Origin of the sequence: Pseudovibrio sp. FO-BEG1 (assembly GCF_000236645.1) — a bacterium.
Taxonomy (GTDB): domain Bacteria; phylum Pseudomonadota; class Alphaproteobacteria; order Rhizobiales; family Stappiaceae; genus Pseudovibrio.
The window spans coordinates 702,547-728,829 of the sequence record NC_016642.1 but is presented as its reverse complement, the minus strand read 5'-3'; the positions used below and the strand labels follow the sequence as shown (position 1 = coordinate 728,829).

The following is a 26,283-nucleotide window of genomic DNA, read 5'->3' as shown; positions in this document are numbered from 1 at the left end:
TTGTTTTTTGCATGAGATTGGATTGAGAAATGAGCAGGTTTTGGAGCCCTATTGTCCACGCGTTGGAGCCATACACACCGGGTGAGCAGCCAAAGCATCAATCCTTTATCAAGCTGAATACCAATGAGAACCCATGGGGGCCTTCTCCACGCGCGCTGGAAGCGATCAAGGATGCTTCGGGTGATGCCCTGCGGCTCTATCCGGACCCTATTGCTTCTGATCTTCGGGAAAGCATTGCCTCTACCTTCCAGCTGAGTGCGGACCACATCTTCGCAGGCAATGGCAGTGATGAAGTGCTGGCGCATGCGTTCAATGCCTTCTTCTGCGGCAAAGACCCGGTGCTGTTTCCCGAGATCACCTATGCGTTCTACCCAACCTACTGCAAGCTCTATTCTATTGAGCATCGGATGGTGGCGCTGACAGATGATTTCCGCATCAATCTTGATCAGCTTCAGGGGCCTTGCGGTGGTGTTATCATTGCCAACCCGAATGCGCCGACCGGCATCGCGCTGCCGCTTCAGGATATTGAGCGCGTTCTGAAAGCCAACCCCGATGTGGTGGTTCTGGTTGATGAGGCTTATGTCGATTTTGGTGCTGAGAGTGCCGTTGCACTGGTGCCGCAAAGTGACAACTTGCTGGTGGTGCAGACCTTTTCCAAATCCCGTAGTCTCGCAGGGATGCGTGTGGGCTTTGCTGTTGGGCAGCCGCATCTGATTGAGGGGCTGAACCGCGTCAAAGATAGTTTTAACTCCTATCCGCTTGGGCGCCTCTCTTTGGCTGGGGCTCTAGCCGCTTGGGACGATACAGCGTGGTTTGAGAAAACGCGTGAGCAGATTGTGGCTGATCGCGAGCGGCTTACTGAAAGGATGCAGGGACTTGGGTTTACGGTACTACCGTCCTCTACCAACTTCATCTTTGCCTCTCATGAGAGCGTTCCTGCAGAGCAACTGTTGGCTGGGCTTCGGGAGAAAGGCATTCTGGTTCGGCATTTCAAGAAAGAGCGTATCCGTAATTGGCTACGTATTTCCATCGGAACGACAGAAGAGTGCGATGCTTTGCTAAACACGCTAGAGGCGCTACTCTGACTGAAGTTCCGGCGTTTATCCGGTTGATTGGCTGGCCTGTCACGGCGATGTCGTGCCGGTGTCGGCTTGCTGTCGTGGTGTTTTATTTAAGAAACTTCCAGATTGCTTCCTATTGAAAAACAGGAATTTGTCCGTGATTGTCAGAAAACTACGCATTGAAAAAGGGCTTTCTCAGGAGCAGCTCGCGCATATGGCTGGGATTAGCACACGCACATTACAGCGCATTGAACGTGGTGCGAATGCAAGCCCTGAAACTCTGAAATGCATTGCCTCTGCTCTGGACACGGATTTTGGTGATCTCAGGAAGGACCAGGACATGCCATCAGGAACACACGGGATTTTGCCGCAACTCTCCCAGAAAGAGCAGGAGGCCATGGAGTACGTGCGGGACATCCGCTCGTTCTACATGCACCTGATCCAGTATGCCGTCATGATTTCAGCTTTGGCGGTACTGAACCTGTTCACCTCGCCGGGGTATCTCTGGTTTCTCTGGGTTGCCGCAGGTTGGGGTATTGGTGTCGTCGGCCATGGCCTGAGCGTGTTTGAGATATTCAATCCGTTTGGCGATGACTGGGAGAAACGTCAGATCGAAAAGCGGATGGGCAGGCGGCATTAATTGCTGCTGCTATTTCAGCTCAGGCACCCAGTTCTGCTCTTTTGCCAGAACACCCAGCAGGCAGAGCTCGATTGAGCCTGCCAGACTGTCTTCGAAGTTCACCTTCAGATGGCTGAGATCAGGATGTTCTAGAGCTGCCAGCGTGTTTTTTCTTTCCGCCTTCATCGGCCAAAGCCCAGCAACCACCGTGAATACGAACTGAACAGCTGTAAGCGCGCCAGCTTCGCTTAGCTTGGGTAACACAGCGCCCAATATCCCTGCCATTTTTCGGTGACGGCGTAAAAACTCCTGCTTGGCCTCAACAATGCGTTCGGTTGAGAGGTTATGTTCCAGAATAGGTGAGAGCTGACTGACCAAAAGGCAGAGGCGCGGATGATCGCAACAGACCTTTGCCCAGATGCCTGCAATAGTCTTCAAGTCTGTGTCGCCGTTCAGTGTGCCTAAAGCTTTCTGGAGGCTTGCGAGCATATGATCGGCATCTTCCAGCAGTAGAGCGACTAAGATTTGCTCCCGGCTTTCGTAGTATCGGTAGAGGCTGGATTTTGCGAGGCCAACTTCGCGCGCGACGGCGGAAAGACTCGTGTTTTCAATACCTTCCCTATCCATCAGTGTTCGCGTGGCGGTCAGGATCATCTTTTCGCGCTCCGCAAAATGTTCTGCGGTTCTCGCACGCTGATAAGCTTTTGTTTTTTCGCTCATATCTCTTCTCACCTTTCCGCGCATCACATAAACGACCGCTAGTCGGTTATTGACTCCCCAGAAACCTGCAAATAAACTACCGCCGTTCTGTTATTTTGACAATCTCAGGAGAGATGCTTTGCAACAGCAGCCAAATAATAAAAACAGTCAAGACCTTGCAGGAAAAACGGCTGTGGTTACAGGCGGAAACATCGGCCTTGGTTTCCAGTCTACGCTGGAACTGGCGCAGCGTGGCGCGCACGTGGTGATTGCCTGCCGAACCATCGAGAAGGGTGAAGCCGCGATGGCACGTATGCGTCAACAGGTTAACTCTGCATCGCTGGAGGTACTCCCGCTGGATCTGACTGACCGCGACAGCATTCACCGGTTTGCTCTGAGCTTTACGGCAAAGCATCAGCATCTGGATATTCTTCTCAACAATGCTGGTGTGGTGAACCTGAAGGAGCTGGCACGCACCAAAGAAGGTTGGGAAATGCATATGGCAACCAACCATCTGGGGCATTTTCTTTTGACCGGTCTCCTGTTTGAAACACTGGTGGCAACGCCAGATGCTCGAGTGGTGACAGTTTCCAGTGGCGCTTACAAAGCTGCAAAGATGAACTTTGATGACTTACATTGGGAAAAGCGCCCGTATGCCCGCGTCGGCAGCTATGCTGAGAGTAAGCTTGCAAACCTGCTGTTTATGTTCGCCTTGCAGCGCAGGTTTGATGATGCTGGCTCTTCCGCTAAGTCCATGTCAGCCCATCCCGGCCTTGCGGCGACGGAGCGGCAGCAGTCTATCGGCATTGGTGGCTGGCTGTCTCGCGCGATGGCACGACCGGTCGAGTTTGGTGCCCGCCCACAGATGATGGCAGCGACAGATACAAGCCTGCCGGCCTGCTCCTTCCTGGGGCCACGCTTTGGCATTTGGGGCAATCCAAGCCCGATCAAACTTTCCGGGTTGGCAGTTGATGAGGGCGTTCAAGAGAAGCTTTGGGCTATTTCTGAAGAGCTGACTGGCTTTCAGTATCCGCAAACAGAAAAAGCAGCCTGATTGGCGGGCACCTTAAGATGAGGTGCCCTGCTCCCATTCAGTGCGTACCACTTCGCTCTGCTCATTTTTGAACGCTGCTGATTTGTGCATTTCGAAGTCAGCTTCAGAGACGAGTTGAGCCAAGGCCCAAACAGCGGTGGCGCGGACGGTTTCGTCTTCATCTCGCAAGTGTTCGAGCACACAAGGAATGAGCTTTTCTTCTGCACTGTTGCCTGCTGCAATGAGGCAGTTGCGGATGAAGCGGTTGCGGCCAATGCGTTTTACCGGGGATCCTGAGAAGAATTTGCGGAAGGTCGGATCATCCATTTGCAACAGGTCTGCAAGGGCTGGTTCCATCAGCTCTTCTCGCGCCTGCAGCTTGGCTTCGCTGGCAGATTGGGCAAACTTGTTCCATGGGCATACAGAGAGACAGTCGTCGCAGCCATAGATGCGGTTGCCCATTGGCTTGCGGAACTCAAGCGGAATTGGGCCATGATGCTCAATGGTCAAGTAGGAGATGCAGCGATTTGCGTCCACCTGATAGGGAGCTGGAAACGCTTTGGTCGGGCAGACTGTGAGGCAACGTTTGCAGTTGCCACAATGATCTACTTCCGGCTCATCTAGCGGCAGGTCCAATGTAGAGAAGATTGCAGCAAGAAAGAACCAGGAGCCGAGTTCACGGGACACAAGATTGGAGTGTTTGCCCTGCCATCCCAGCCCAGCCGAGTAAGCCAATGGCTTTTCCATTACCGGGGCAGTGTCGACAAACACCTTTACATCACCGCCACCTTTAGACACCAGCAGACTGGCAAGTTCCTTCATCTTACCTTTCATGATGTCGTGATAATCGCGATTGCGGGCGTAGACAGAAATGTGCGCCTTGTCTGGCTTTTCACGCATCTCCATTGGGTCGATATCCGGCCCGTAGTTCATGGCCAGCATGACGACAGACCGGGCTTCCGGCCAGAGTTCCAACGGACTTGAGCGCCGGACTTCTGTTTCAGGCATCCACTCCATGGTGGCGTGGTAGCCTTGTTCGATGAAGTGGTGCAAGCGTTCTGGTGCCAGCGGGATTGCATCCGCTGTGGTGATGCGGATGTCATCAAACCCGATTGCACGCGCGCGTTTGATCAGATCTGCCTTAACGCGCGCAGCCTGTTTTTCCGTCAACTGTGTGTCAGAGTGAGGTTTTAGAAGTCGAGATCCGCGTAGGTCTTCGCCGCTGGCATGCCGAGCATCTTGTCCGTCAGAATTGGGCGGAAGCTCGGACGAGATTTCATCCGCGCGTACCAGCTCTTCACGTTTTCGTCCTCGGACCATGGAACTTCACCAAGATAGTCTGCACAGGAGAGAAGACTTGCCGCGGCCAGATCAGCGAATGTGAGCCGATCACCAGCCAGCCACTTTCGTGTGGCAGCAAGGTATCCGATGTAGCGCATGTGGTTCAGCATATTGGCACGAGCGACCCGAAGGATGCTTGAGTCTGGCTGTCCGCCACCCTGGCTATCCGGCATCTCCTGTTTGTAAATGCGTTCTTGCACGATGTAGCCAATAACCTCAGAGAGGAATTTTTGCAAAAACCAAGAGACGAGACGACGAGTTTCTGCACGTGCTTCGGGATGATCCGGTAGCAAACGGTTGTTGGGGATCGCATAGCCGCGAGTTTCGTCCAAGTATTCCATGATAACGGTGGCTCCGCACACAGCAGGGCCATCATTTTCCTTCAGAACGGGGAGTGTGCCCGCTGGGTTCATCATAAGGAAGTCATGGCGGCGTGCCCAAGGGTACTCCGTCTGGGTTTCAAACGGGGTTCCATATTCTCCGAGCGCCAAGCGAACGAAGCGCGATTCAGGAGAGAAAGGATGATGATAGAGCTTGAGCATTGTTCTGATTTATGAGCAAACCTGTAACCAAAAGGTTGCTATAGGAATGTAATTTGTCTCAAAAGAGTCTTGAGACCGTAAACCATACGAAAACACGGGGACAACCTCACCAATGACATCTGGGGAAAATTCGTGGAGACAACTGTTTAATGACAACTGATAGTATCGTCGGCGCTCTCGTGCTCGGCATCATTGAAGGCCTGACTGAATTTATTCCAGTTTCCTCAACGGGCCACCTGCTGCTAATCGGGCATTTCATCGGATTTAAGAGTGAGGGTCGCGCCTTTGAGGTGATGATCCAGCTTGGAGCTATTGCCGCGATCCTGAGTGTCTACTTCACACGGCTCACCAGAATTGCGGTCGCACTTCCCACAAGTGCAAAAGCGCGGCATTTCACGATTGGCGTTTTGCTTGCCTTCCTGCCTGCAGCAGCGATTGGCGCACTGGCCTATGATTTCATCAAGGCTGTGTTGTTTGAAACCCCAGCCCTCGTTTGTGTCACGCTCATCTTTGGCGGCATCATTATGCTGCTGGTTGACAAAATGCCTTTGCAAGCACGCTACACCAACGTGGAAGACTATCCGCTGTCGCTTTACATCAAGATTGGTTTTGCCCAGTGCATGGCCATGATCCCAGGCGTTTCCCGCAGCGGCGCAACGATCGTTGCTTCGTTGCTGATGGGAACAGACAAACGATCCGCGGCGGAGTTCTCATTCTTCCTCGCTATGCCAACCATGGTTGGGGCGTTTGTTTTTGACTTCCTGAAGAACAAAGACGCGTTGGGGCAGGATGACTGGACCCTGATCATCATCGGGTTGGTGTCTTCCTTCATTGCGGGCTTCTTTGTGGTGCGCAGCTTGCTGGATTACGTCTCCAAGCACGGCTTTGCCCTGTTCGGTTGGTGGCGCATCATTGTTGGTGGGCTCGGGCTGCTGGGCCTGATCCTGACACAGAGCTAATCAGCAAAGCGCACAGGTCATCTTTTAAGCGTCGCAGTCATGCGGCGCTTTTTTACTTTAGGTCAGAGGCTGGGGTGTGCTTGAAGCTGTACCCTTTGTTCAACCATTCCTGAAACTTGGTCTGTGTGTCGGGATCGCTGAGCTCGTAATGGGTAACAAGTCCAGATGTAGGAAGGGCCTGATCCTTACGCAGCAGGGCCATATCCAGTGTTTGACAGTTGGTGTGATAAAGCTCGACAGAGCCCTTATCTGTCTTTTGTAGATAAGCCGTATGAGAAATATGGCCAGTTTTATCATCCCAGAAATTGAGTATGCCAGATTCCTCGATCTTGGTGTGATCAAACTCTTTCTTGACCGTTTTGGAAGAGACACCCATCAACTCAGGGTAGCCTTCCGGATATCCATTGACTTTGGTTTCACCCATCAAGCTGGTGCGCATAAACTCGGGTAGGTTACCTTCGATAACACCAACTTTCATCGCTGCATTGTAGCAAACCTGCGGGCGCCAGCTTTCTTTCTTCTTCTCATAATCTGCAGTTAGGACACCTTGAAGCTTTTCATCGCCCATGCGTTTGCTTTGGGGTTTGCTGGCTTCAGATGAATCCAACCAATCCATTTCCTTGCGAAGTTTCTGAAGGCTCTTGGTGCTGGATTTTAGGGCTTTGTTCACATCATCGATATTACGTGCCTGCACGCTCGCCTCAGCCTGATTCAGTTCCTTGTCCACGTCCTCGCAGGCGGATGTGTACTTGTTGAGTTTCTTCGCGTTGGCTTTGCTGAAATACGCACGCTTCACAAACTCTGCTTTGCGGGCGGTATGCTCTTTGTACTCTTCCCGCAGTCCCCTAACGTCCTCTGAGAGCTCTGTAAGCGTTCTTTCGGCATCGTTGATGAGACCAGCATGCTCTGACGTGCACTTTTGCAAAGCGGAAACGGTTGAACCAACGGCTTGCTCATTCTTTTCATGGATCGCTGCAAGGGCTGCCTTGAGCGCTGATTGTGTCGCCTTTTCAATTTTTTTGAAGCTTGAGCTAAGAGTCTTGTAATTTCTCAGAATGTCACTTTTGGCATTGAGCTCTGAAATAGATTGCTCAAGATGCGTGAAATCCGCGGGCGTTCCAGCTGATGCAGTTCCGTTTTCAGCCCCCTCTTTCCCATCTGCACTGATGTGCAGGAGCTTGAGCATATCGTCTGCCCATTGGTGCTCTTCTTTGGTCAAGTCGGTCAGCGGCATGGTCTCATTCCAGTCTTGAAGGCTCAGCTTCCACGGGGACGCCTCATTATCGCGTATTATGCGTTACTCTGATGAAGGTAGGAGGGCTTTTAAAACTGGTGGTGAATATATGCTTATGCAAAGCAACGGAGCTTAGATCAAACTTGAACGAGCGTTTCCGACAATCCATTGCACTGGATTGCATAGGAGCTTTAGATACAAAAAACCCCGCCAGAAGCGGGGCTTTGTCTCTCAAAAACGCGAAGAGGTTATGACTTCGCTGACTTTTGAGAATCGTACTGTCCACGCGGGCGGAACTTATCGAGATAGGTCGGCAGGATCGCTTCCATTGAATGCGGCTCGATGCCCAGACCTTCGAATGTCCGCTTTTCAGCCTGAGCTTCCTTGCTCACGACGTTGTCGCTCTTGAGCAGGTTGACCTGGTCAACAGTCAGCATTGGCTTTGGCAGCATCTGCAGGAACTTAGCCTGAATACGAGCCATCAAGAATGGCAGGGAGACCAGCATGCGCCTGCGGAGAATGACATTCATCATCAGCTGCAAACATTCTTTGAAGGTCGCAACCTGAGGTCCGCCGAGCTCGTAGATTTTGCCGGTTTCAACTTTGTTTTCAGCAGCGTTTGCAATAGCAAGCGCAACATCACCGACATAAACAGGCTGGAACTTGGTGTGACCACCACCGATGAGTGGCAGAGCCGGGAAGAGCTGAGCCATGCTTCCGAAGCGGTTGAAGAAATCATCTTCAGGACCGAATACGATGGATGGGCGGAAGATCACTGCGTTTGGCATCGCGTCCAAAACAGCTTTTTCACCAGCAGCTTTGGTTTTCGCATAAACAGCCGGGCTGTTTGCATCTGCACCAATTGCAGAAACATGCACAAATGTGTCGATGCCCTTTTCTTTGCAGACTTCAGCAACAACACCGGGACCTTTTGCCTGCACACTGTCAAACTTCTGAGTGCCCGTTTCGTAAAGGATACCCACAAGGTTGATGACTGCACATGCGCCTTCTACGGCGCGCTCTACAGATTTTTTGTTTCGCACGCTTGCTGCCACGGGCATGATCTGGCCGACAGCCCCCAGCGGCTGCAAATGCTCCGCGAGTTCAGGACGACGTACAGCAGCGCGGATGCTGTATCCACGTTCTGCTAAGATCCTGATGACGTGACGACCAATAAATCCTGACCCGCCGAAAACGGTTATAAGTTTCCCGTTAAGCGCTTGCGCCATTTTCATCCACCTTTGCCAAATTTTTGCAGGTACGCGTATTAGTGCGCATAACCCTCAAAAAAGCTATAATTCATGGGACGTTAATACGCCCAAGGTTTGGGGTTGTGAAGGCGCTCTGTGGAGAAATTAAAACTCTTTGCAAATGTGTGATTGACAATCCCCGTCCAGATCACTAGAACCCCTCCTCACAGAGCAGCGCTGCCAAGCAGCAACCCTCTGAAAGAAAAAGATGAATATGTGCCCAGATGGCGGAATTGGTAGACGCGCTAGCTTCAGGTGCTAGTGCCCGCATGGGCGTGGAGGTTCGAGTCCTCTTCTGGGCACCATCTTTTCTTCACAAAGCTCTCCCTAAAAATTGCAGAGTAACTTGACCGGTTGGTGTAGACGCGACAAAACACGTCTCATATACCAAACCGCGCGTATACTTCTTCGAGAGCAACAATGACAATCAGATATCACAAAAACGATCTTCCGGACCTTTCCAACTACTCTTCTGCTGATGCAGTTGCGGTGGACACTGAAACTTTAGGTCTGAACCCACACCGTGATCGGTTGTGCGTTGTACAGCTTTCTTCCGGTGATGGTTCTGCTGATGTTGTGCAGATTGAGCGCGGCCAGCTGGCTGCACCTAACCTGCAAGCGCTGTTTGAAGACGCAAGCAAGCCAAAGATTTTTCACTTTGCCCGCTTTGATGTTGCCATATTGAAAGAGTATCTGGACATCTCCGTTTCGCCGGTCTGGTGCACTAAAATTGCGTCCAAGCTTGTGCGCACCTATACGGATCGTCACGGACTTAAAGATATTTGCCGCGAGTTGATTGGTGTTGACCTTTCCAAACAGCAGCAAAGCTCTGATTGGGCAGCTGAAAAACTGACAGATGCACAGCTTGCCTACGCTGCATCAGATGTTCTTCATCTTCATAAGCTTAAAGAGCGTCTTGAATTTATGCTTGAGCGCGAAGAGCGTACCGAGATTGCGCAGAAGTGCTTCGATTTTCTGCCTACACGTGCGCAGCTTGACCTTGCAGGATGGCCTGAAACTGACATTTTCGCACATTCTTAAGCGAAAACTCGAGTTTTCTACCAGTATTTGCGGTTTATTGTGCTTCAACATTTGTAATTTGTTGAAGCACCCCCATTTAGGCAGCTAGTGTGTGCTTACCGCTTCCTTTTCAGGTTTTACCTGAAAATTTGCGTATCAACGGAAGCGGTTTGTGCCTTTAAGATACTGGTTACTCACTGTGAGACAGACCGGAAAATGGCAACCGGATTGCGATCCCCCATGTGTATCGCTTCCAGAATGTTCCAGGACTACGAATGACAACAATGGAGAACATGCCAAAAGAGTTTGCGAGTGAAGCGCAAACACGGCTGGAGAAAGCGCGTAAAGCTGCGCGTCGACATTCCATTCTTGTTCGTTTGCTACGGTTTGCACTTCCAGCCGGCGGACTGCTGATCGCCGCCGGCGTGATTGCCATGGTTGTTTTCCAGAATATTCTTGCCGGCCTGAGCATCGGGGATATCAGCCTGACCACCGAAGGACTTGTGATGTCCAACCCGCACCTGTCGGGTAACGATGGTGATCGTTCATACAACGTTCAGGCAGACCGGGCTATTCAGCGCATTACGAACCCGCAAGTGATTGATTTGGAGAATATTGTGGCCGAAATCACAATAGCTCCCGGGGAAACTGTTAGTATCACCTCCCGAAACGGGACGTTCGATACAGAAATGGAAACCCTGAATTTGACCAACGGGATCACGGTCGCATACAGCAAAGGTTATTCCGCAGAATTTGAGTATCTCGATATCGATATGAAGACAGGTACAATCCAGACCAACGATACAGTTGATGTCACATCTGAAGGTGGCTATATCGATGCTGGATCTATGGAATTTGATCAGAAAAACAATGTTTTGAATTTTCGCCGGGGCGTAAAGATGAAGCTTCTGCCCTGGGCACTGGAGAACGGTCAATGATTAACCGGATGAGGATATTCTCTCTATCTTGTATTATGGCACTCGGGCTGGCTGGTATGGCCCATGCGCAAACGTTCTCCGATTCATTTGCAGGTTTCGGTTCTGATAATAAAGAACCTATCGAGATTGAAGCTACTAACCTTCAGGTTCGTGACAAAGACAAAAGCGCTATTTTCAGCGGCAATGTTGTCGTCACCCAGGGTGAAGCGAAGTTGGAAGCTCAGCGTTTGATCGTGTTTTACAGCGGCTCCATGGCTAATGGCAACGCAGACGGACAGCCTGTTCAGCAGTCGATCTCCCGCCTTGAAGCTAAAGGCGATGTGCTTGTTTCCTCCAAGGATCAGGTTGCCACTGGCGATGATGCCAGCTTTGACATGGAAAAGCAGGTCGTTGTGATGACCGGTAAACGCGTGACCCTGAGCCAGGGACCAAACGTGATTGTAGGTAAGCGCCTTGTGATCAACTTGGAAACCGGCAAAGCAAATCTGGATTCCAGTGGAACCGGCGGCAACACTGGTCGTGTGCGGATGCTTTTGCAGCCAAACAGCCTTGAAAATAAGAACTAAAGCAAAATAGGCCACGCCCTTGAGTGCACACCCAATTGATCCTCAGATCCCAACGCATCAACCAGAAGGCATCAAGTATGCTGATCCTTCCGAAGCGGTGCTGGAAGTTGATGGCATCGGCAAAAGTTATGGACGTCGTCAGGTTGTAAAACACGTCAGCCTGAATGTGCGTCGCGGCGAAGCTGTTGGACTGCTGGGACCAAACGGTGCTGGTAAGACCACCTGCTTTTACATGATCACGGGCCTCATCCGTCCGGATCATGGCGCTATTCGTCTCGATAACTTCGATATGACACAGCTGCCAATGTATCGCCGTGCACGTTTGGGCGTTGGCTATCTTCCTCAGGAAGCTTCCATTTTCCGCGGCCTGTCTGTTGAAGACAACATTCGTGCCGTGCTGGAGGTGGTGGAGCCAAACAAGAAGCGTCGTGAAGAGGATCTGGATTCTCTGCTGACAGAGTTTGGTGTTACGCACCTGCGCAAATCACCAAGTATCGCGCTCAGTGGTGGTGAACGTCGCCGCGTGGAGATTGCGCGTGCGCTTGCGTCTCGTCCTTCCTTTATGCTGCTCGATGAACCATTTGCGGGTATTGACCCGATTGCTGTGGGTGACATTCAGCAGCTTGTGCGTCACCTGACACAGCGTGGCATTGGTGTCCTCATCACGGACCATAACGTGCGCGAAACACTAGGCCTGATTGACCGCGCGTACATTATCGCGGCGGGTGAAGTTCTGACGGAAGGCAAACCGCATCAGATCGTTGCAGATCCGGATGTAAGGCGTTTGTATCTCGGGGAACAGTTCACTCTTTGATTTCCAACCTATGCCGAATTGCGTAGAAGAGTGTTGCAAGTTAGCTTGCGGCACTTGGAGGATGAAATAACTCTATGGCAATCGGTCCAAAATTAGAATTCAGACAAAGCCAACAGCTTGTCATGACGCCGCAACTGATGCAGGCGATCAAGCTGTTGCAGCTGTCGAATGTGGACCTCATTGCACATATCAATAGTGAGTTGGAAAGTAACCCGTTTTTGGAACGGGATGACAGCCCGGATGGAGCTGGCCCAACCGCTGAAGCCTCCACTCCTGACAACTCCTCTGATAACGAGAGTGGTTCTGCTGAGATGCAGGAAGGTGATTGGCTCAACAATGAGCTTGAGACAACACCTGAAGCCATTTCAAGCAATCTGGACTCTGAGCTCTCCAATGTCTTTCCTGATGACAATGGCGAGAGCCAGTCCGTTGACCCTGTTCAGCAGAAGGCCGACAACTGGCAAGCGCCTAGCCACAATGCGTCTTCAGGCGCTTCTGACTACAATCTGGAAGCCTTTGTTGCAGCAGAAGTTTCACTCAGCGAGCATCTGCAAGAGCAACTGGGTTTTGCTATTTCCAGCCCTACTGACATTTTGATCGCGCAACAGCTTATCGATTGCCTCGATGAGAGCGGATATCTGCGCATTGATGCAGAAGAAATGTCTGCGCGCCTGGGTGTGACTGAGCAAGATCTGGAACGGGTTATTCTCGCATTGCAAGGTCTTGATCCTGTTGGGGTATTTGCACGCGACCTTTCTGAGTGTCTGAAACTGCAGCTCAAAGAAAAAGACCGGTATGATCCTGCCATGCAGGCTCTGGTCGAGAACATCGAGTTGCTGGCACTACATGATCTGACAAAGCTGAAGCGGCTTTGTAGGGTAGATGATGAGGATCTCAAGGACATGATCCTTGAGATTAAAGAGCTCAATCCCAAACCCGGTGCAGCGTTCAACACTGAAGTTGCACAGCCAATTGTTCCTGATGCGTTTGTTCGCCCAGCTTCTGATGGCGGCTGGACTGTTGAACTTAACACCGAGAGCTTGCCGAAGGTTCTGGTAAACCAGAGCTATTACTCCGAGATCTCCCAGAGCTCCAAGAAGGATAAGGAGCTGGCATACTTCACGGATAGCCTGCAGACCGCGAACTGGCTTGTGAAGAGCCTGGATCAGCGCGCACGGACAATCCTGAAGGTCTCTTCTGAAATTGTGCGGCAGCAGGATGGTTTTCTCACTTATGGTGTACAACATCTGCGTCCGATGAATCTGCGTGTGGTCGCAGACGCCATTGGTATGCATGAATCCACTGTGAGCCGTGTGACCTCCAATAAATACATCGCCACACCGCGCGGAATTTTTGAGCTTAAGTACTTCTTTTCTGCCGCAATTGCGTCTTCTGAAGGTGGTGAATCGCACTCAGCGGAATCAGTACGCTACCGGATAAAGCAGCTGATTGATGCCGAAGATCCTAAGAAGATTCTCTCAGATGACGCTCTTGTGAAAATTCTGAAAGATGACGGTGTGGATATAGCGCGACGAACTGTAGCTAAGTATCGGGAAGCATTAAGGATTCCCAGCTCCGTGCAGCGACGCAGAGAAAAGAAAAGCCTCACCTAAACCACTGATATTTCTCATAGTTTCAAAGAGAGATAATAGGGTCCGTATCGGTTAATAACCTCTATAGGATGTTTTTCTGTTCTCATAGATTTTTCTAAGAACTCGAAAACAGTAGCACTTTAAACTTAGCTGGTCCAAACTACATGTGTTGAAGGGTTCTTTGCTCTTTAGCTGAAGAACCTGTCAGCGATTAAGTCGACACAACATAAGAGGTTCCCATGACAATTAGAATTTCGGGGAGGAACGTGGACATTGGTGATGCAACCAGAACTCACGTTGAAGACCGGATTTCCGATGCACTGGATAAATATTTCCCAGGCGCATATACGGGTCATGTGACAATCGCGCGCGAAGGCTCTGGCTTCCGTTCCGAATGCACAGTCCACCTCAGTACAGGTGTGGTGCTTCAGGTTTCGGGTGATAGCCAGGATCCACGCCAAAGTTTCGACAAAGCAGCCGAACGCATTGAGAAAAGGCTAAGGCGCTATAACAGAAAGTTAAACGACCACCACACAAATGGTCTCCCTGCAGAGTGGGAAACGTACGGTGCAACATCGTATGTTCTTGCTGATCCTGAGCAGGAAGAAGAGGTACCCGCCGACTACAGCCCACTTGTGGTTGCAGAAACCGAAGCGAAGGTGAAAACACTGACTGTTGGTATGGCAGTTATGGAGCTAGATTTAAGTGAAGCTCCCGTTGTAGTGTTCCGCAACGCTGGTAATGGTGAGGTAAATGTCGTATTCCGTCGTCACGATGGAAACGTTGGCTGGATTGATCCAAATCTTACCAACGGGGCTGCCCCTAACTAATAATCATGGTCATCGTGACCCTGTACAAAGCCGGTGTTAACCGGCTTTGTATTTTGCATGAACACGGATCAAGGAATGGATCTGAACGAACTTCTTCGTCCTGAAGCTGTCATTGCCAATCTCAAGGCAAACAGCAAGAAACAAGCCCTGCAGGAACTTGCAGAACGGGCCTCTGAGATTTGCGGAGAAACTGAGCGCGATATCTTTGATACGCTGCTGCAACGCGAACGTCTCGGCTCTACAGGTGTCGGAAACGGCATTGCAATTCCGCATGGAAAAATCGTGAACCTGGACGGGTTGCACGGTTTGTTTGCGCGACTGGACAAACCGATCGAGTTCGACAGCTTGGATGACCAGCCTGTTGATCTGATCTTTGTATTGCTGGCACCGGAAGGCGCTGGAGCAGACCATCTGAAAGCTCTGGCACGTGTTGCGCGACTTCTGAGAGATGCTGATGTTGCGAGCAAGCTGCGCGCGACAACAGATGCTGCTGCAATTTACTCTATTCTGACCCACCCACAGGCTTCGCCAAGCGCAGCTTGAGGCCGGTTGGCTCTTAAAAACAGAAAAGCCTGGATCGGACGCATTCCAATCCAGGCTTTTTCTTTGCCTAATTGACTGGTTTTGAAGAGTGTTTCTATGCGCTGCAGCAGCAGCTTCTGCGCGTATGTCTCTTCTTTTGATCTCACCCTGCGGTGAGTGCAGAAACAAGGTTAGTGGACGCTAAGAGCTTCCAGATCGTTCTCAATCGCGTTTGCAATTGCAGCGTTGCGGGTATCTGTCAGAACCAGCGGTGTTCCATCTGCAGCGAGCAGTGCCCATGCTGGCAAATCAGCATCCTGCAGCTCAGCATCCGGGAACATCTTCTTAAGATCGTTTGGAGAAACGCGCCTTACATAAGCGACTTCGCCAGCTCCAAGCTCTTCAAAATTTTCGTACGGGTCGTCGGCCAGCACAGAAGGGGCGCGTGTCATCGCCTTCTCCTTGGAAGTTATCAGAGCATGCCACGATCTTTTACAATCACGTATCAGGCTCTAAGTCTTTATTTTATCACGCATCTTTACCTGAAAGCTGAGAGGTCAGATTTCAGCGATACGCTTCAATATTCAGATCAGCGCGAAGGTTGGAATGTTCCTTTACCTCAGTCCCCCGCCGAGATTTCAATTCGGCGAACGATGCGCTCTGGCTCTGGACGAGCAAGATCAATAGACAACAGACCATCACGCAGGTCTGCCCCCAAAATCTCAATGCCCTCAGCCAAAACAAAAGCGCGTTGGAACTGACGTGCAGCTATACCCCTGTGAAGGTATTGGCGAGTTTTGTCTTCTTGTTGGCGGCCACGAATTACCAGCTGGCTTTCCTCAACAGAAACATCCAGTTGATCACGTGTGAAACCCGCTACGGCGAGCGTAATGCGGATGACTTCACCTTTTTCGTCGGTGGCAGCTAAGCGTTCGATATTGTAGGGCGGGTAGCCGTCGTTGGCTGCTTTGCTCACCCTATCCAATACACGCTCGATATCATCGAAACCCAACATAAATGGGCTCGAAAACGCAGATACTCGCGTCATAATCCAAGTCCTTCTTCAAAGCGACCCAGCTCCAGACCCTCAATAGGCATCCGGTGGGAGGGCATCTCGCCCTCGGTCTTTCCTCTGGAATATGGCGGTTAGCGGCGAAGGTTTCAAGTTAACTTAATGATACTCAATTAATTCTCTCGGGTACTGACAAGTTTTGCAGATCTCAAAACAAGCAGGGGTGGTAAACCCGCAGAATTTTCAACAGTCCGCCATTGCAGTCCAACCTATCACCACGTGATGGGAATGACAGGTTTACGGTTTCCCTCAAAAATCGTAGCGTTTGCCCTCGGGTAACTTTCAGGGAATGCGCTAGGGGGAGCGATACTATGGACATTGCTGAGGTGAATAACTCGTGGGCAACGTTGATGGTGAAAGCCTACCCCTTTGCGTTGGTCTGTTTCAGTTTGCTCATCAATCTACTCGTCTTTGGTGTTGAGCCACTTGTCATTGCGCTACCCTCTCCTGAAGTCGTTGATGCATTGATCATTGCTGCGGTGTTGCTTCTCGGAAATCACAGTTGGCTGATGACTGTGACCGAACTTACGCGGGCCAAGCATGATCTGGCAGCGACACCTGAAGAGTGGGATGAGAAAGGTGGGCGTCCTCAATCTATTGCTCAGGAAGCTCGTGATGCGTTGGAGCGGCGGCACAATGCACATCGGAACACGACCGAGAACTCCATCTACTTTATGCTTCTGGCTGCTGTTATTGCAGTGGTTTCACCAGCCGCGCTGATGGCACAGGCCTGGATTGTTGGCTTTGCAGTTTCACGCCTTGGCTACACCTACAGCTACCTTTCTGCACAAACCGGATTGCGGGGCCTGTTCATGAGCCTGAGTTTGCTGTGCTTGTATGGAATGGCGAGCTATCTGGTGGTCGCGATGTTTGTGTAATCAGAAAAGCCGGAGCGATGCCCCGGCTTCTGCTTTTCATAGGCTCACAGTGAGAGAAGTCGTGGACCTATGACTTGGATGTCTCGCAGGTTCACCAGCTCGCGAGCTCATCAAATTTTTCAAGCTGATCCTCTTTGATCTGCCCTTCCTCATCACGGCCAAGGAAGATCTTCAGGTAGCAATCGCCATCCGCATTCAGGAAGTTGATGGAAACTGCCAGCTTGGAGAAGAATGGACGCTTCAGGAACAGGATGGAATGGCACGCATCCGCTTTGATGTGACCAGAGAAACCACCCTCTGTCTGCTTTAGGTTATAGAAACCACGCGCGTAAGAACCTTCCGGGAATGGCCCTTTCACTTCGAAGATCATGTCGCCAGTGTTTGCGATGCTGGTGACGTTGCCCCATGCCGGGATCGCTTTGATCACCTCATCAAAACGCTCACCAGAATGCTCACGCCACATTTCTTCAGGCAGGCAACGGATTGTATCAGCCATTGAGAGACCATGCTCCTTGGCAATGCTCTCCAGAATGCCTGCTGGGTTTTCTGCAAGTTTCTCTTTCAGCTCTGTAATTTGTGCGGTCATGCTGTCTCTTCTTGATGGTTTCAGGATACTGGCTGCAAGCTGGCGGAATGCAGCTTAAAGGCAGCCTTGAGATAAGTGAGCAGGGTCTGGTGCCAGAAACGGCCTGCCATAGTGAGCGAGATGATCTCTTCACCCGCAATCAGGCCCGTTCTGCGCCAGTTGCTTAAAAGTGGGTCGATTGAGCTGCGGAATCCGTTTGCTTGGGGATCAGCACGCTCCAGACGCGCGAGGTCGAGGCGCATCTCCTCAATGCCGGCTGCCAGAAAATTGAGGGGAGAAGACAATGGGTCGGTTCTGTGTAACCGCGACAGAGGCTTCTCCCCATCCTCTAGGCATCTCATGTAGTCCACGATTCCTCCATGGATGCCGTAGGAATAACCATTGATGTTTCCGCCTGCCCCAGACCCAAAGGCCAGACAGTCTGCGCCGGACTTAATCAGCGTGTTGTAAAGATTACGCTCACGGGTTTGTCGGCCCCAGTGACTGGAAGAGATCTGTTTCCAGCCGTACTGACGCATGTATTCCAATCCCTCGCCATACATGCCTCCTTGTTGCGGAAGCGGCGCTGCGGGGTCGCAGGAGCCTTTTGCGATAGCTTTTGAGAGGAGACTGCCGGGAAACACGGCGAGCGTGTAAAGATCGACGCCATCGAGCTCCAGATCCACCACGGTTTTGAGATCTTGCCGCCAGACGTCTTCGCTTTGATATGGCAAGCCCAATATCAGATCACAGACAATAGCAGCGCGGTTTCTATCTCGAAGCCCTTCAAAGAAGCGAACGGCTTCTTCACCGGTTGCTTTGCGCCCCTGCCGTTTGCGGACTTTGGTGTTGAAGGACTGGACTCCGGTTGATAAGCGGTTCGCACCGACATCCAGACAGGCATCAATCTTTTCATCATCGAAATGGAAGATGCGGCCTTCGACAGTGATCTCGCAATCAGCTGAGAGCGGATATAGCTCACGGATGCGACGGATGACGCGGGCAAGGTCGTTTGCGTGAAGCGCTGTTGGAGTGCCGCCGCCGAAATAAACTGCGTTGATTGGTGCACTTTGGGAAGCAGGGGAAGATGCTTCCAGCTCCAACTCTTTGATCAGTGCATCCGCATAAGGAGCGGAATGCTCTTCTTGCCACTTGTTGCGATAGAAACCGCAGAACAGGCAATGATTGGCGCAGAATGGAACATGCAAGTACATGACCGCCATACCTGAACGATCGGATCGCTGGATTTCTTGCCAGACCTGCTGTTGAGCATCTTCAGCGACAGCTTCTCCAGCTGATCCGGGCATATGTGCGCCCCGTCGCTGAAAAGCGTAACGGAGGGGATCATCTGTTTCCTGAGCGAAGAATTGCTCCAGCGCTGCTGCTTGCATCGGTCAACCTAGTTTTGAATTCGTGGTTGGCTTGCTGTGCGCTGGCTAAATATGAGTATTTACATCAAGTTTAAATCTTGGGAAGGGTTGATTGCGTAGCTGCGATAAAATGGCACAGCTTTTGGACTGCATCCGTGCACAGTTCCAACAAAAAAGGCCCGGCAATGCCGGGCCTTCTAAAGCTTTGTCAGAGCAGGCTTTAAGCTGCTTCAAGTGCACCCTGCACTTCAATACGTTTGCCGGTTTTGGTGTCAAACGTATGCAGTTTCTCAGGCTTTGCAGTCACTTTCAGGATCTGGCCTGGTTCGAAGTGCAGCTTGCCAGGCGCGCGTACAACAACGTCTACGCTGCCTTCACCAATGGTGCCGTGAACATAACTCTCAGCACCTACAGGCTCCACGACATTTACGGTCAGAGCTGTGTGAAGGCCGGTGTCGAACTTCTCGCTGAGCTCTTCGATCACCAGATCTTCCGGACGCACGCCGAGGATCAGATCAGACAGATCGGTGTTCAGCTTCACGTCAACAGTTGCACCGTTGTCGAGTTTCCAGTCGCTGCCCTGTTTGGTCAGTGGCAGCAGGTTCATTGCAGGAGAACCGATGAAGGTTGCAACGAAGGTGGATGCTGGCTTCTCGTAGACGTCAATCGGAGAACCGATCTGCTCTACTTCACCACCGCTGAGAACGACCAGGCGGTCTGCCAGTGTCATCGCTTCCAGCTGATCGTGGGTCACATAAAGGCTGGTGGTGCCCAGTTCTTTCTGAAGCTTCTTGATCTCCATGCGCATCTGCACACGCAGTTTTGCATCGAGGTTGGACAGAGGCTCATCGAACAGGAACGCAGCAGGTTCGCGAACGATCGCACGACCCATTGCAACACGCTGACGCTGACCACCGGACAGCTGACGTGGCTTACGGTCGAGGAAGTCGCCGATCTCAAGGATCTCAGCAGCTTTGCGAACGCGCTTTTCAATCTCATCCTTAGGGATGTTGCGGTTCTTCAAGCCGTACGCGAGGTTGTTGTAAACACTCATGTGCGGGTAGAGCGCGTAGTTCTGGAACACCATTGCGATGTCACGGTCTGCTGGCTCTACGTTGTTTACAAGGCGGTCGCCGATGAACAGCTCACCGTCGGTGATGGTTTCGAGACCAGCCACCATGCGCAGCAGAGTAGACTTACCGCAACCGGAAGGGCCGACGAGAACAATGAACTCACCATCCTGAATGTCGATGGAGATGCCTTTAACCGCTTCTACGTTGCCCGCGTAGATCTTGCGAAGGGTGTTAAGTTTAATGCCTGCCATTTTTATTTCTCGCTTTCCACGAGCCCTTTTACAAACCAAGACTGGAAGATCACCACGATGAGAACCGGTGGGAGCATTGCGAGAACCGCAAGCGCCATTGCCTGGTTCGTATCCGGGATCTGAGCACCAATCCACACCTGAAGAATCTGCTTCATACCACGCACCAGCGTGAAGAGGCTTTCATCTGTGGTGATGAGTGTTGGCCAGAGGTATTGGTTCCAACCGAAAACAAACATGATGATGAAGATTGCAGCAATCATGGTTTTGGAGAGTGGAACAAGAATGTCGATGAAGAACTTCAGCGGTCCTGCACCATCGATACGCGCTGCTTCAACCAGTTCATCCGGTACGGACTTGAAGAACTGACGGAAGTAGAAAGTGCCTGTTGCAGACGCAATCAGCGGAACGATCAAACCGGTGTAGGTGTTCGCCATGCCCAGTCCCTGCACGATCTCGTAGGATGGCAGAATACGTACTTCCAGAGGAAGCAGGAGCGTGGAGAAAATGATCCAGAAGAAGAACGTTCCAAGCGGGAAGCGGAAGTACACGATTGCGTAAGCTGCCAGCATGGAAATTACGATCTTACCAATGGCGAAGCCAAGGCCGAGGATCAAGGAGTTCCACAGCATGGTCAGGCCCGTCACGGACTTGGTGAAACCACCAGCTTCAGTCAGAACCTGCTTATAGGTGTCTGTGAAGTGACCGCCCGGGGTCAACTGAAGACCATGCTTGTAAATGGACACCGCATCATGACTGGAGGTCATGAGAGCGTAAACGACTGGCACCAGCATGAAGAGAGCGCCGAGGACGAGGATCGTATGATCCCAAAACTGTGAGCGTTTCATTGATCCCTCCTTAACTGTAGTGCACACGACGTTCAATCATACGGAACTGGAAGACCGTAAGAGCGAACACGAGGATCATAAGGATCACAGACTGTGCTGAAGACCCACCAAGGTCGTTTCCGCGGAAGCCATCGAGGAACACCTTGTAAACGAGCGTTACAGGGTTGTTGCCTGGCTCACCCTTAAGCACCAGATCGATAATACCGAAGGTATCGAAGAGCGCATAAGTGATGTTGATGATCAGCAGGAAGAAGCTGGTTGGAGCCAGCAGTGGGAACGTTACAGTCCAGAAACGACGGGATGAAGATCTACAATCAACCGCAGCTGCTTCCTGAACGGATTTCGGAACACTCTGGAGACCAGAAAGGAAGAAGATGAAGTTGATTGGGATTTGCTTCCAGACCGCGATCACGGTCATAGCAAATGCAGTATCAAAGTAGTTCACACCGATCTGCATGTTCCAGCCAAGGGCATGTGCCAGATCGTTGAGTGGACCAATGTGCTGGTCAAACAGCATAACGCCTACGAGGCCTGCGACGGGAGGGGCGATCGCATAAACCCACATCAGCAAAGTGCGGTAAGTGGAGGCACCTTTGATGACGTTATCGGCTTTTACTGCCAGCAGAAGTGCGATGCTGAGAGAAAAGAAAGTAACTGCAGCGGAGAAGATGAGCGTGAACCACGCAGTTCTGCCGTATTCACTCGCAGTGACAACATCTTTGAAGTTATCCAAGCCAACAAATGTCGAGCCGAAACCAAACGGGTCTTCAAGGTAGAAAGACGCTCTGATTGCTTCTGCCGCTGGCCACAGAAAGAAGACGCCAACAATCAGCAGCTGCGGGAGCAGCAGCATGTAGGGCATCAATGGATGTGAGAATTGAACTCGTTTCATGGACTGGCCTAGTCGCTGTTTTCGTTGTGGTGGCCGGTTGCCTAGCAAGCCTGACCGCTTGTTTTAAAAATGCTGCTCGAACAATCTGCCGTTCGGGAACATTTTATTTCTAAAACAACCTGAGACCGGAGGCACTTGATAGCGTCTCCGGCCCTAGCGAAAATCTAAGTGCTAAGTCTTAGTTAGCAGTCTTAGCAAAACGAGCCAGAAGCTTGTTTGCTTCGTCTTCGATGGTCTGGAACGCGTCGTCTACAGACTTCTCACCGGAGAAGATTTTGCCGTATTCACGGTTCATTACGTCACGCACCTGAACATAGAAGCCCATGCGGTAACCTTTGGTGTTGTCGCCACCTGGCAGTGTCAGCTGCTTAATTCCAACTTCAGCTGCTGGAAGACGGTCGTAGTGGCCATCTTTCTTCGCAAGGTCGTATGCAGCGTTGGTGATTGGCACATAACCAGTTTCTTTGTGCCAGTAGTACTGCATCTCAGAGGAAGTCAGGAAGGAGTAGAAGTTTGCAACACAGTCGTTTTCGCCTTTTGGCTTGCCAGCCATTGCGAAGAGCGCTGCACCACCGATGAAGGTGTTGGTACCGGTTTCATTAACAGAAGCCCAGTAAGGCAGGTTGGTTGCGGAGAATTTGAAGTCTGTGGACTTCATCAGACCACCGAAGGAACCTGAGGAACCGAGCCACATTGCAGCGGAACCGTCCTGGAATACCTTCTGATTGTCACCCCAGCCAGTGCCGTAGTAGCCGAACAGCTCAGCATCAAGCCAGCCTTTAACCTTTGTGAAGTGCATTTTGATCGCATCGTTGTTTACGAGGATCTTAGTGCCTTTCGCGCCGTCGTAACCGTTGTTGTTGGTTGCGAATGGCAGGTTGTGGCGGGACATGAAGTTTTCGGTGAAGATCCATGGCAGGTGAGACTGTGCCAGAGGAACATAACCAGCTGCTTTCAGCTTAGGCGCGACTGCTTCGAACTCTTCCCAAGTCTTAGGAGCTTCAACGCCTGCTTTCGCCAGTGCTTCTACGTTGTAGTAGAGGATTGGAGTAGAGGAGTTGAACGGCATGCCGATCATTTTGCCAGCTGCATCTGCGTAGAAGTAGCGTACGCCAGCAATGTAGTCTTCGATGTTGAACTCAACACCTGCATCTTTCAGAAGGTCTTCAGCTGGAACAACTGCGCCCTTTGCACCGATGATGGTAGCGGAACCTGCATCAAATACCTGCAAGATGTTTGGCTGTTCGCCAGCGCGGAATGCTGCGATACCTGCGGTCAAGGTTTCTTCGTAGTTACCTTTGTAAACCGGGGTCAGGTTACAGACATCCTGAGATGCATTGTATTTGGTGGAGATTTCGTTGACAACTTCACCCAGACGGCCGCCCATTGCGTGCCACCAGTTGATTTCTGTCGCAGCGAAAGACGCTGTTGAAGACATTGCGAGTGCTGCAAAGGTTGCTACACCAGCTGCTTTACGAAGAGTCATTTTTGTTGCCCCCCAGTGGGAAAGTTGAAAAAATCTAACATGCGAAGCGGAGTGAACACCTAATCCATCGCCTTGGCGATCCATCCCCTACGCCTCATCTGCGATATCACTTAGGTGTTTCACACTAGGATGACAGTTTCTTGAAGTTTCGATGAATTGCAATTGGATCTTCGTTTTTTTTCATAATTATCATGAGATTGTCATGTTTCGGAAAAACGAAACCCGCCTAAGCAGACTGTTTTTTATGCCAAATTTTCGACCTTTCAGCATGGTTGAAGTGTCTAAAATTGGAAGTTTTGTTTCGGAAAAATTCGATACGAAATAATACGAACATTGAGAATTACAGAAAGATTTGGCGGCTAATCACTTGATATATCGGGGAAATACCTAGACGGCGAACAAATTCAAATTTTGCACCTTGCACGTTTATCCTGATGAGCTGTCTTAATGCTTGCGCGCGCAAATTTTCGAAGACAAAACAGGCCTAAACTTATCCACAGGCGCACTGTGTGCAACTCTCGAAATACAACTTCTAATGCAAAAACTTGCATTCTTGAGCAGCTGAAATGCATTCATTTCAATCAAATAGAGTCACCCGACTCCGTTTTATGACAGCTCAAAGGGCGTAGAACGGATGCTCCACGCCCTCTGGCAGAAACTCATAATGACTTATGTCGCTCCCCGTTTAGTTTGAGGGCAGCAACACTTTATCGACGACATGAATGATCCCGTTGTCAGCTGGAATGTCCGCGCTGATGACGTTTGCATTATCTACAGTCACACCAGACGTGTTTTTCGAAACGGAGAGCGTGTTATCTCCTGATCCCTTAATCGTCTTCACGTGAATGGTGCGGCCCGGCAGATCGGTGGATGCCAGTTTGCGTGGGAGCACGTGATAACTGAGTACGGCAACGAGCTGATCTTTGTTCTCTGGCTTCAGGAGCGTTTCAACAGTTCCGTCCGGAAGCTCGGCAAAGGCTTCATCGGTAGGAGCGAACACGGTGAGGTTCTCACCACTTGCCAGAGCTCCGTCCAAGCCCGCAGCCTGAGCGGCAGCGATAAGCGTGTTAAACTGCCCTGCCCCTTGAGCTACTTCTACAATAGTTCCTGCATTTGCACTTACTGAGCCAGCAAGAACGAGTGAACTTACAAGTGAAATCATAGATAAACGCATAGAAGCCTCCACTCCCCAGAGATGTAACGAGGGAATTACATAAGGATTGACTGCGACAGACTGCCGCGCACAAAGCCTTATACTGATCAGGTCTGAAGGCAGATCACCTGAGTGCGAATTTTATTTTATCTCCTCAAAGGCACGCAGCGCTTCATCTCGAGATTTCTTGAGATTCACGATTGGAAGCGGGTAGTTTTCTCCCAGCGTGACACCAGCACCTTGCAGAATGTCTTTAGGGGCTTCCCAAGGCCTGAAGAGATACTTATCCGGCAGATCCTTTAGTTCAGGCAAGAAACGGCGTGTATATTCGCCATGAGCATCAAACTTTTCGCCCTGCAGGATTGGATTGAAGATGCGAAAGTAAGGAGCTGCATCTGCACCACATCCGGCGATCCATTGCCAACTGGCGCTGTTGTTGGCGAGATCAGCATCGACCAGACAGTCCCAAAACCACTCCTCTCCCAATCGCCAGTCCAGCAGCAAGTTTTTGACGAGGAACGATCCTACGATCATGCGCAGGCGATTGTGCATGTACCCGGTTTGCCAAAGTTCTCGCATACCTGCATCGACAATCGGAATGCCTGTTTGACCTTTTTGCCATGCAGAAAGGCGCTGATCATCTGAGAGCCAAGGAAAGTTGTCGAACTTTTCGTTCAGATTACTCTTTGGAAGACTCGGGTTGTTGAATAGCAGAGAATATGAGAACTCACGCCAGCCCAGTTCACTGCGGAAATGGTCGATATCTCGTGTTTCTTCATGTGAGCCTAATGCCCACCAGATTTGGTTGGGAGAGATCTCACCAAAGTGCAGATGAGGCGACAGGCGGGAAGTATGTGTCAGAGCTGGGAAGTTTCGGCCATCTTTGTAATCGGAGAGCCCATCTTCAAAAAATGCATAGAAACGGTTTTGGGCAGCTTTTTCGCCATGCTCCCAGTGACTGCTCACTTGAGCTGACCATGGCCGATCCTCAAGCAAGTTGAGCTCATCTATTGCGAGAGCCCCTTCTGCACTAAAAGAATGAATGCGCAATTGATCAGGAACAGGCAAAGGCTTTCTGGGTTCCTGAGCTTGAAGACAGCCTTTCCGATAGAAGGGAGTGAACACCTTATACGGGCTGCCATCCCGTTTACCCACTTGCCAGGGTTCCCAGAGGAGTGAGCCATTGAAGCTCTTGGCTGCTATGCCGTTTTCTTCAAGGTCAGTTTTCAGCTGAGCATCATGCTCTACACGCCATGGCTCATAGCATCGGTTCCAGAAAACACCAGCTGCACCAGTCTCCTGAATGAGCGAGTTGATAATCACGGCGGGGTCACCGCGCATTATCAACAGTTGCCCTTTCAAGCTTTCATTGAGAGCTTTTAAAGAATAGTGCAGCCAGTTTTTGGTCGCACCGCCGAGTTTTCGAGCACCGTACTCTTTATCATTCAGAATATAGAGAGGGATAACCTCTCCTACATCGCAAGCCGCAGAGAGCGCAGGATTGTCGCTCAGGCGAAGATCCTGACGGAACCAATGGATTACGATGGATGCTGACATCGACGACCTCTGCGCAAAAGAAACAGTTGCGGCAGATGTATAGCAATTTCCTTGCGTATCAATGGCTGCAGAATTTCAATTCTCTCATAGCATGAGATACTGGAGGCGAAGCTTCCGAAAT

General features: G+C 51.0%; 27 protein-coding genes and 1 tRNA gene. 13 read left to right on the top strand and 15 right to left on the bottom strand.

Annotated elements, in window-relative coordinates; translation table 11 throughout:
- Nucleotides 1-29: 29 nt before the first annotated feature.
- Nucleotides 30-1,085, top strand: coding sequence for a histidinol-phosphate transaminase (gene hisC, locus PSE_RS03420; RefSeq protein ID WP_041767900.1), 1,056 nt, complete (start codon nucleotides 30-32; stop codon nucleotides 1,083-1,085).
- Between the two features lie 133 nt (nucleotides 1,086-1,218).
- Nucleotides 1,219-1,701 carry a helix-turn-helix domain-containing protein gene (locus PSE_RS03415; protein WP_014283570.1) on the top strand — a complete coding sequence of 161 codons (483 nt, stop codon included), beginning with the start codon at nucleotides 1,219-1,221 and terminating at the stop codon, nucleotides 1,699-1,701.
- Between the two features lie 9 nt (nucleotides 1,702-1,710).
- Here the strand turns inward: PSE_RS03415 and PSE_RS03410 are convergent, their stop codons facing one another.
- Entirely contained in the window at nucleotides 1,711-2,400 is a 690-nt protein-coding gene (locus tag PSE_RS03410) for a TetR/AcrR family transcriptional regulator (RefSeq protein WP_014283569.1), read from the bottom strand.
- 118 nt (nucleotides 2,401-2,518) lie between these two features.
- Between PSE_RS03410 and PSE_RS03405 the strand changes: the two genes are divergently transcribed.
- The gene (locus PSE_RS03405; protein WP_014283568.1) at nucleotides 2,519-3,433 is read left to right on the top strand and encodes an oxidoreductase; all 915 of its coding nucleotides are present in this window, start codon (nucleotides 2,519-2,521) and stop codon (nucleotides 3,431-3,433) included.
- 12 nt (nucleotides 3,434-3,445) lie between these two features.
- Here PSE_RS03405 and queG read toward each other — a convergent pair whose 3' ends face one another.
- The gene (gene queG, locus PSE_RS03400; protein WP_014283567.1) at nucleotides 3,446-4,582 is read right to left on the bottom strand and encodes a tRNA epoxyqueuosine(34) reductase QueG; all 1,137 of its coding nucleotides are present in this window, start codon (nucleotides 4,580-4,582) and stop codon (nucleotides 3,446-3,448) included.
- 20 nt (nucleotides 4,583-4,602) lie between these two features.
- The gene (locus PSE_RS03395) at nucleotides 4,603-5,295 is read right to left on the bottom strand and encodes a glutathione S-transferase family protein (protein ID WP_037036498.1); all 693 of its coding nucleotides are present in this window, start codon (nucleotides 5,293-5,295) and stop codon (nucleotides 4,603-4,605) included.
- Between the two features lie 149 nt (nucleotides 5,296-5,444).
- Here PSE_RS03395 and PSE_RS03390 point away from each other — a divergent pair, with 149 nt between their 5' ends.
- The gene (locus PSE_RS03390; protein ID WP_008548371.1) at nucleotides 5,445-6,254 is read left to right on the top strand and encodes an undecaprenyl-diphosphate phosphatase; all 810 of its coding nucleotides are present in this window, start codon (nucleotides 5,445-5,447) and stop codon (nucleotides 6,252-6,254) included.
- A gap of 52 nt (nucleotides 6,255-6,306) precedes the next feature.
- Here the strand turns inward: PSE_RS03390 and PSE_RS03385 are convergent, their stop codons facing one another.
- Together PSE_RS03385 and PSE_RS03380 are read right to left on the bottom strand one after the other, a co-directional pair.
- Entirely contained in the window at nucleotides 6,307-7,488 is a 1,182-nt protein-coding gene (locus PSE_RS03385; RefSeq protein WP_014283566.1) for a hypothetical protein, read from the bottom strand.
- Between the two features lie 248 nt (nucleotides 7,489-7,736).
- A complete protein-coding gene (locus tag PSE_RS03380) occupies nucleotides 7,737-8,723 on the bottom strand; it encodes a complex I NDUFA9 subunit family protein (protein ID WP_014283565.1) in 987 nt (328 codons plus the stop codon).
- Nucleotides 8,724-8,956: 233 nt separating this feature from the next.
- Here PSE_RS03380 and PSE_RS03375 point away from each other — a divergent pair.
- The 8 genes from PSE_RS03375 (at nucleotide 8,957) to ptsN (ending at nucleotide 15,041) form a co-directional block, all read left to right on the top strand.
- Nucleotides 8,957-9,043, top strand: a tRNA-Leu gene (locus PSE_RS03375).
- A 115-nt stretch (nucleotides 9,044-9,158) separates the two neighbouring features.
- Nucleotides 9,159-9,779 carry a ribonuclease D gene (locus tag PSE_RS03370; RefSeq protein ID WP_008548393.1) on the top strand — a complete coding sequence of 207 codons (621 nt, stop codon included), beginning with the start codon at nucleotides 9,159-9,161 and terminating at the stop codon, nucleotides 9,777-9,779.
- A 272-nt stretch (nucleotides 9,780-10,051) separates the two neighbouring features.
- Entirely contained in the window at nucleotides 10,052-10,696 is a 645-nt protein-coding gene (lptC, locus tag PSE_RS03365; RefSeq protein WP_158309175.1) for an LPS export ABC transporter periplasmic protein LptC, read from the top strand.
- Nucleotides 10,693-11,262 (top strand): lipopolysaccharide transport periplasmic protein LptA, encoded by a 570-nt coding sequence (gene lptA / locus PSE_RS03360; RefSeq protein WP_051125869.1) that lies wholly within the window; start codon nucleotides 10,693-10,695, stop codon nucleotides 11,260-11,262. Before lptC ends, lptA begins: the two co-directional genes overlap by 4 nt.
- A gap of 70 nt (nucleotides 11,263-11,332) precedes the next feature.
- A complete protein-coding gene (lptB, locus tag PSE_RS03355) occupies nucleotides 11,333-12,076 on the top strand; it encodes an LPS export ABC transporter ATP-binding protein (protein WP_235861774.1) in 744 nt (247 codons plus the stop codon).
- Between the two features lie 74 nt (nucleotides 12,077-12,150).
- Nucleotides 12,151-13,689 carry an RNA polymerase factor sigma-54 gene (rpoN, locus tag PSE_RS03350; RefSeq protein WP_014283562.1) on the top strand — a complete coding sequence of 513 codons (1,539 nt, stop codon included), beginning with the start codon at nucleotides 12,151-12,153 and terminating at the stop codon, nucleotides 13,687-13,689.
- A gap of 218 nt (nucleotides 13,690-13,907) precedes the next feature.
- Nucleotides 13,908-14,498, top strand: coding sequence for a ribosome hibernation-promoting factor, HPF/YfiA family (gene hpf, locus PSE_RS03345; protein ID WP_075700877.1), 591 nt, complete (start codon nucleotides 13,908-13,910; stop codon nucleotides 14,496-14,498).
- Between the two features lie 75 nt (nucleotides 14,499-14,573).
- Complete coding sequence (gene ptsN / locus PSE_RS03340; protein ID WP_008548629.1) at nucleotides 14,574-15,041, top strand: PTS IIA-like nitrogen regulatory protein PtsN; 468 nt, start codon at nucleotides 14,574-14,576, stop codon at nucleotides 15,039-15,041.
- A 170-nt stretch (nucleotides 15,042-15,211) separates the two neighbouring features.
- Here ptsN and PSE_RS03335 read toward each other — a convergent pair whose 3' ends face one another.
- Together PSE_RS03335 and PSE_RS03330 are read right to left on the bottom strand one after the other, a co-directional pair.
- A complete protein-coding gene (locus PSE_RS03335; protein WP_008548441.1) occupies nucleotides 15,212-15,472 on the bottom strand; it encodes a DUF1150 domain-containing protein in 261 nt (86 codons plus the stop codon).
- Between the two features lie 167 nt (nucleotides 15,473-15,639).
- Nucleotides 15,640-16,068 (bottom strand): Hsp20 family protein, encoded by a 429-nt coding sequence (locus PSE_RS03330; RefSeq protein ID WP_008548831.1) that lies wholly within the window; start codon nucleotides 16,066-16,068, stop codon nucleotides 15,640-15,642.
- Between the two features lie 335 nt (nucleotides 16,069-16,403).
- On the opposite strand from PSE_RS03330, the gene PSE_RS03325 reads away from it, so the two are divergent.
- Nucleotides 16,404-16,970 carry an MAPEG family protein gene (locus PSE_RS03325; protein WP_014283559.1) on the top strand — a complete coding sequence of 189 codons (567 nt, stop codon included), beginning with the start codon at nucleotides 16,404-16,406 and terminating at the stop codon, nucleotides 16,968-16,970.
- A 91-nt stretch (nucleotides 16,971-17,061) separates the two neighbouring features.
- On the opposite strand, the gene hutX is transcribed toward PSE_RS03325, so the two are convergent.
- The 8 genes from hutX to PSE_RS03285 form a co-directional block, all read right to left on the bottom strand.
- Nucleotides 17,062-17,556 (bottom strand): heme utilization cystosolic carrier protein HutX, encoded by a 495-nt coding sequence (gene hutX, locus PSE_RS03320; RefSeq protein ID WP_014283558.1) that lies wholly within the window; start codon nucleotides 17,554-17,556, stop codon nucleotides 17,062-17,064.
- A gap of 20 nt (nucleotides 17,557-17,576) precedes the next feature.
- The gene (gene hutW / locus PSE_RS03315) at nucleotides 17,577-18,926 is read right to left on the bottom strand and encodes a heme anaerobic degradation radical SAM methyltransferase ChuW/HutW (protein ID WP_014283557.1); all 1,350 of its coding nucleotides are present in this window, start codon (nucleotides 18,924-18,926) and stop codon (nucleotides 17,577-17,579) included.
- A gap of 199 nt (nucleotides 18,927-19,125) precedes the next feature.
- Nucleotides 19,126-20,229 (bottom strand): sn-glycerol-3-phosphate import ATP-binding protein UgpC, encoded by a 1,104-nt coding sequence (locus tag PSE_RS03310; protein WP_014283556.1) that lies wholly within the window; start codon nucleotides 20,227-20,229, stop codon nucleotides 19,126-19,128.
- 2 nt (nucleotides 20,230-20,231) lie between these two features.
- The gene (gene ugpE, locus PSE_RS03305; protein WP_008548277.1) at nucleotides 20,232-21,074 is read right to left on the bottom strand and encodes a sn-glycerol-3-phosphate ABC transporter permease UgpE; all 843 of its coding nucleotides are present in this window, start codon (nucleotides 21,072-21,074) and stop codon (nucleotides 20,232-20,234) included.
- Nucleotides 21,075-21,084: 10 nt separating this feature from the next.
- Entirely contained in the window at nucleotides 21,085-21,966 is an 882-nt protein-coding gene (locus PSE_RS03300; RefSeq protein WP_041767896.1) for an ABC transporter permease subunit, read from the bottom strand.
- Nucleotides 21,967-22,144: 178 nt separating this feature from the next.
- Nucleotides 22,145-23,452 (bottom strand): extracellular solute-binding protein, encoded by a 1,308-nt coding sequence (locus tag PSE_RS03295; RefSeq protein WP_014283554.1) that lies wholly within the window; start codon nucleotides 23,450-23,452, stop codon nucleotides 22,145-22,147.
- A 685-nt stretch (nucleotides 23,453-24,137) separates the two neighbouring features.
- Nucleotides 24,138-24,626: a fasciclin domain-containing protein gene (locus PSE_RS03290; RefSeq protein ID WP_041767895.1), complete on the bottom strand. Its 489-nt coding sequence runs from the start codon at nucleotides 24,624-24,626 to the stop codon at nucleotides 24,138-24,140.
- A 120-nt stretch (nucleotides 24,627-24,746) separates the two neighbouring features.
- Complete coding sequence (locus PSE_RS03285) at nucleotides 24,747-26,162, bottom strand: deoxyribodipyrimidine photo-lyase (protein WP_014283552.1); 1,416 nt, start codon at nucleotides 26,160-26,162, stop codon at nucleotides 24,747-24,749.
- Between the last annotated feature and the right edge of the window lie 121 nt (nucleotides 26,163-26,283).

Coding starts and splice junctions, on each gene's coding strand:
- PSE_RS03370 (WP_008548393.1), top strand. CDS start 9,159: ATGACAATCAGATATCACAAAAACGATCTTCCGGACCTTTCCAACTAC.
- hisC (WP_041767900.1), top strand. CDS start 30: ATGAGCAGGTTTTGGAGCCCTATTGTCCACGCGTTGGAGCCATACACA.
- lptA (WP_051125869.1), top strand. CDS start 10,693: ATGATTAACCGGATGAGGATATTCTCTCTATCTTGTATTATGGCACTC.
- lptC (WP_158309175.1), top strand. CDS start 10,052: ATGCCAAAAGAGTTTGCGAGTGAAGCGCAAACACGGCTGGAGAAAGCG.
- PSE_RS03325 (WP_014283559.1), top strand. CDS start 16,404: ATGGACATTGCTGAGGTGAATAACTCGTGGGCAACGTTGATGGTGAAA.
- hutW (WP_014283557.1), bottom strand. CDS start 18,926: ATGCAAGCAGCAGCGCTGGAGCAATTCTTCGCTCAGGAAACAGATGAT.
- hutX (WP_014283558.1), bottom strand. CDS start 17,556: ATGACCGCACAAATTACAGAGCTGAAAGAGAAACTTGCAGAAAACCCA.
- PSE_RS03290 (WP_041767895.1), bottom strand. CDS start 24,626: ATGCGTTTATCTATGATTTCACTTGTAAGTTCACTCGTTCTTGCTGGC.
- PSE_RS03385 (WP_014283566.1), bottom strand. CDS start 7,488: ATGCCGCTGACCGACTTGACCAAAGAAGAGCACCAATGGGCAGACGAT.
- rpoN (WP_014283562.1), top strand. CDS start 12,151: ATGGCAATCGGTCCAAAATTAGAATTCAGACAAAGCCAACAGCTTGTC.
- PSE_RS03330 (WP_008548831.1), bottom strand. CDS start 16,068: ATGACGCGAGTATCTGCGTTTTCGAGCCCATTTATGTTGGGTTTCGAT.
- PSE_RS03390 (WP_008548371.1), top strand. CDS start 5,445: ATGACAACTGATAGTATCGTCGGCGCTCTCGTGCTCGGCATCATTGAA.
- PSE_RS03380 (WP_014283565.1), bottom strand. CDS start 8,723: ATGAAAATGGCGCAAGCGCTTAACGGGAAACTTATAACCGTTTTCGGC.
- PSE_RS03395 (WP_037036498.1), bottom strand. CDS start 5,295: ATGCTCAAGCTCTATCATCATCCTTTCTCTCCTGAATCGCGCTTCGTT.
- PSE_RS03300 (WP_041767896.1), bottom strand. CDS start 21,966: ATGAAACGAGTTCAATTCTCACATCCATTGATGCCCTACATGCTGCTG.
- PSE_RS03285 (WP_014283552.1), bottom strand. CDS start 26,162: ATGTCAGCATCCATCGTAATCCATTGGTTCCGTCAGGATCTTCGCCTG.
- PSE_RS03295 (WP_014283554.1), bottom strand. CDS start 23,452: ATGACTCTTCGTAAAGCAGCTGGTGTAGCAACCTTTGCAGCACTCGCA.
- ptsN (WP_008548629.1), top strand. CDS start 14,574: ATGGATCTGAACGAACTTCTTCGTCCTGAAGCTGTCATTGCCAATCTC.
- PSE_RS03410 (WP_014283569.1), bottom strand. CDS start 2,400: ATGAGCGAAAAAACAAAAGCTTATCAGCGTGCGAGAACCGCAGAACAT.
- ugpE (WP_008548277.1), bottom strand. CDS start 21,074: ATGAAACGCTCACAGTTTTGGGATCATACGATCCTCGTCCTCGGCGCT.
- hpf (WP_075700877.1), top strand. CDS start 13,908: ATGACAATTAGAATTTCGGGGAGGAACGTGGACATTGGTGATGCAACC.
- PSE_RS03335 (WP_008548441.1), bottom strand. CDS start 15,472: ATGACACGCGCCCCTTCTGTGCTGGCCGACGACCCGTACGAAAATTTT.
- PSE_RS03310 (WP_014283556.1), bottom strand. CDS start 20,229: ATGGCAGGCATTAAACTTAACACCCTTCGCAAGATCTACGCGGGCAAC.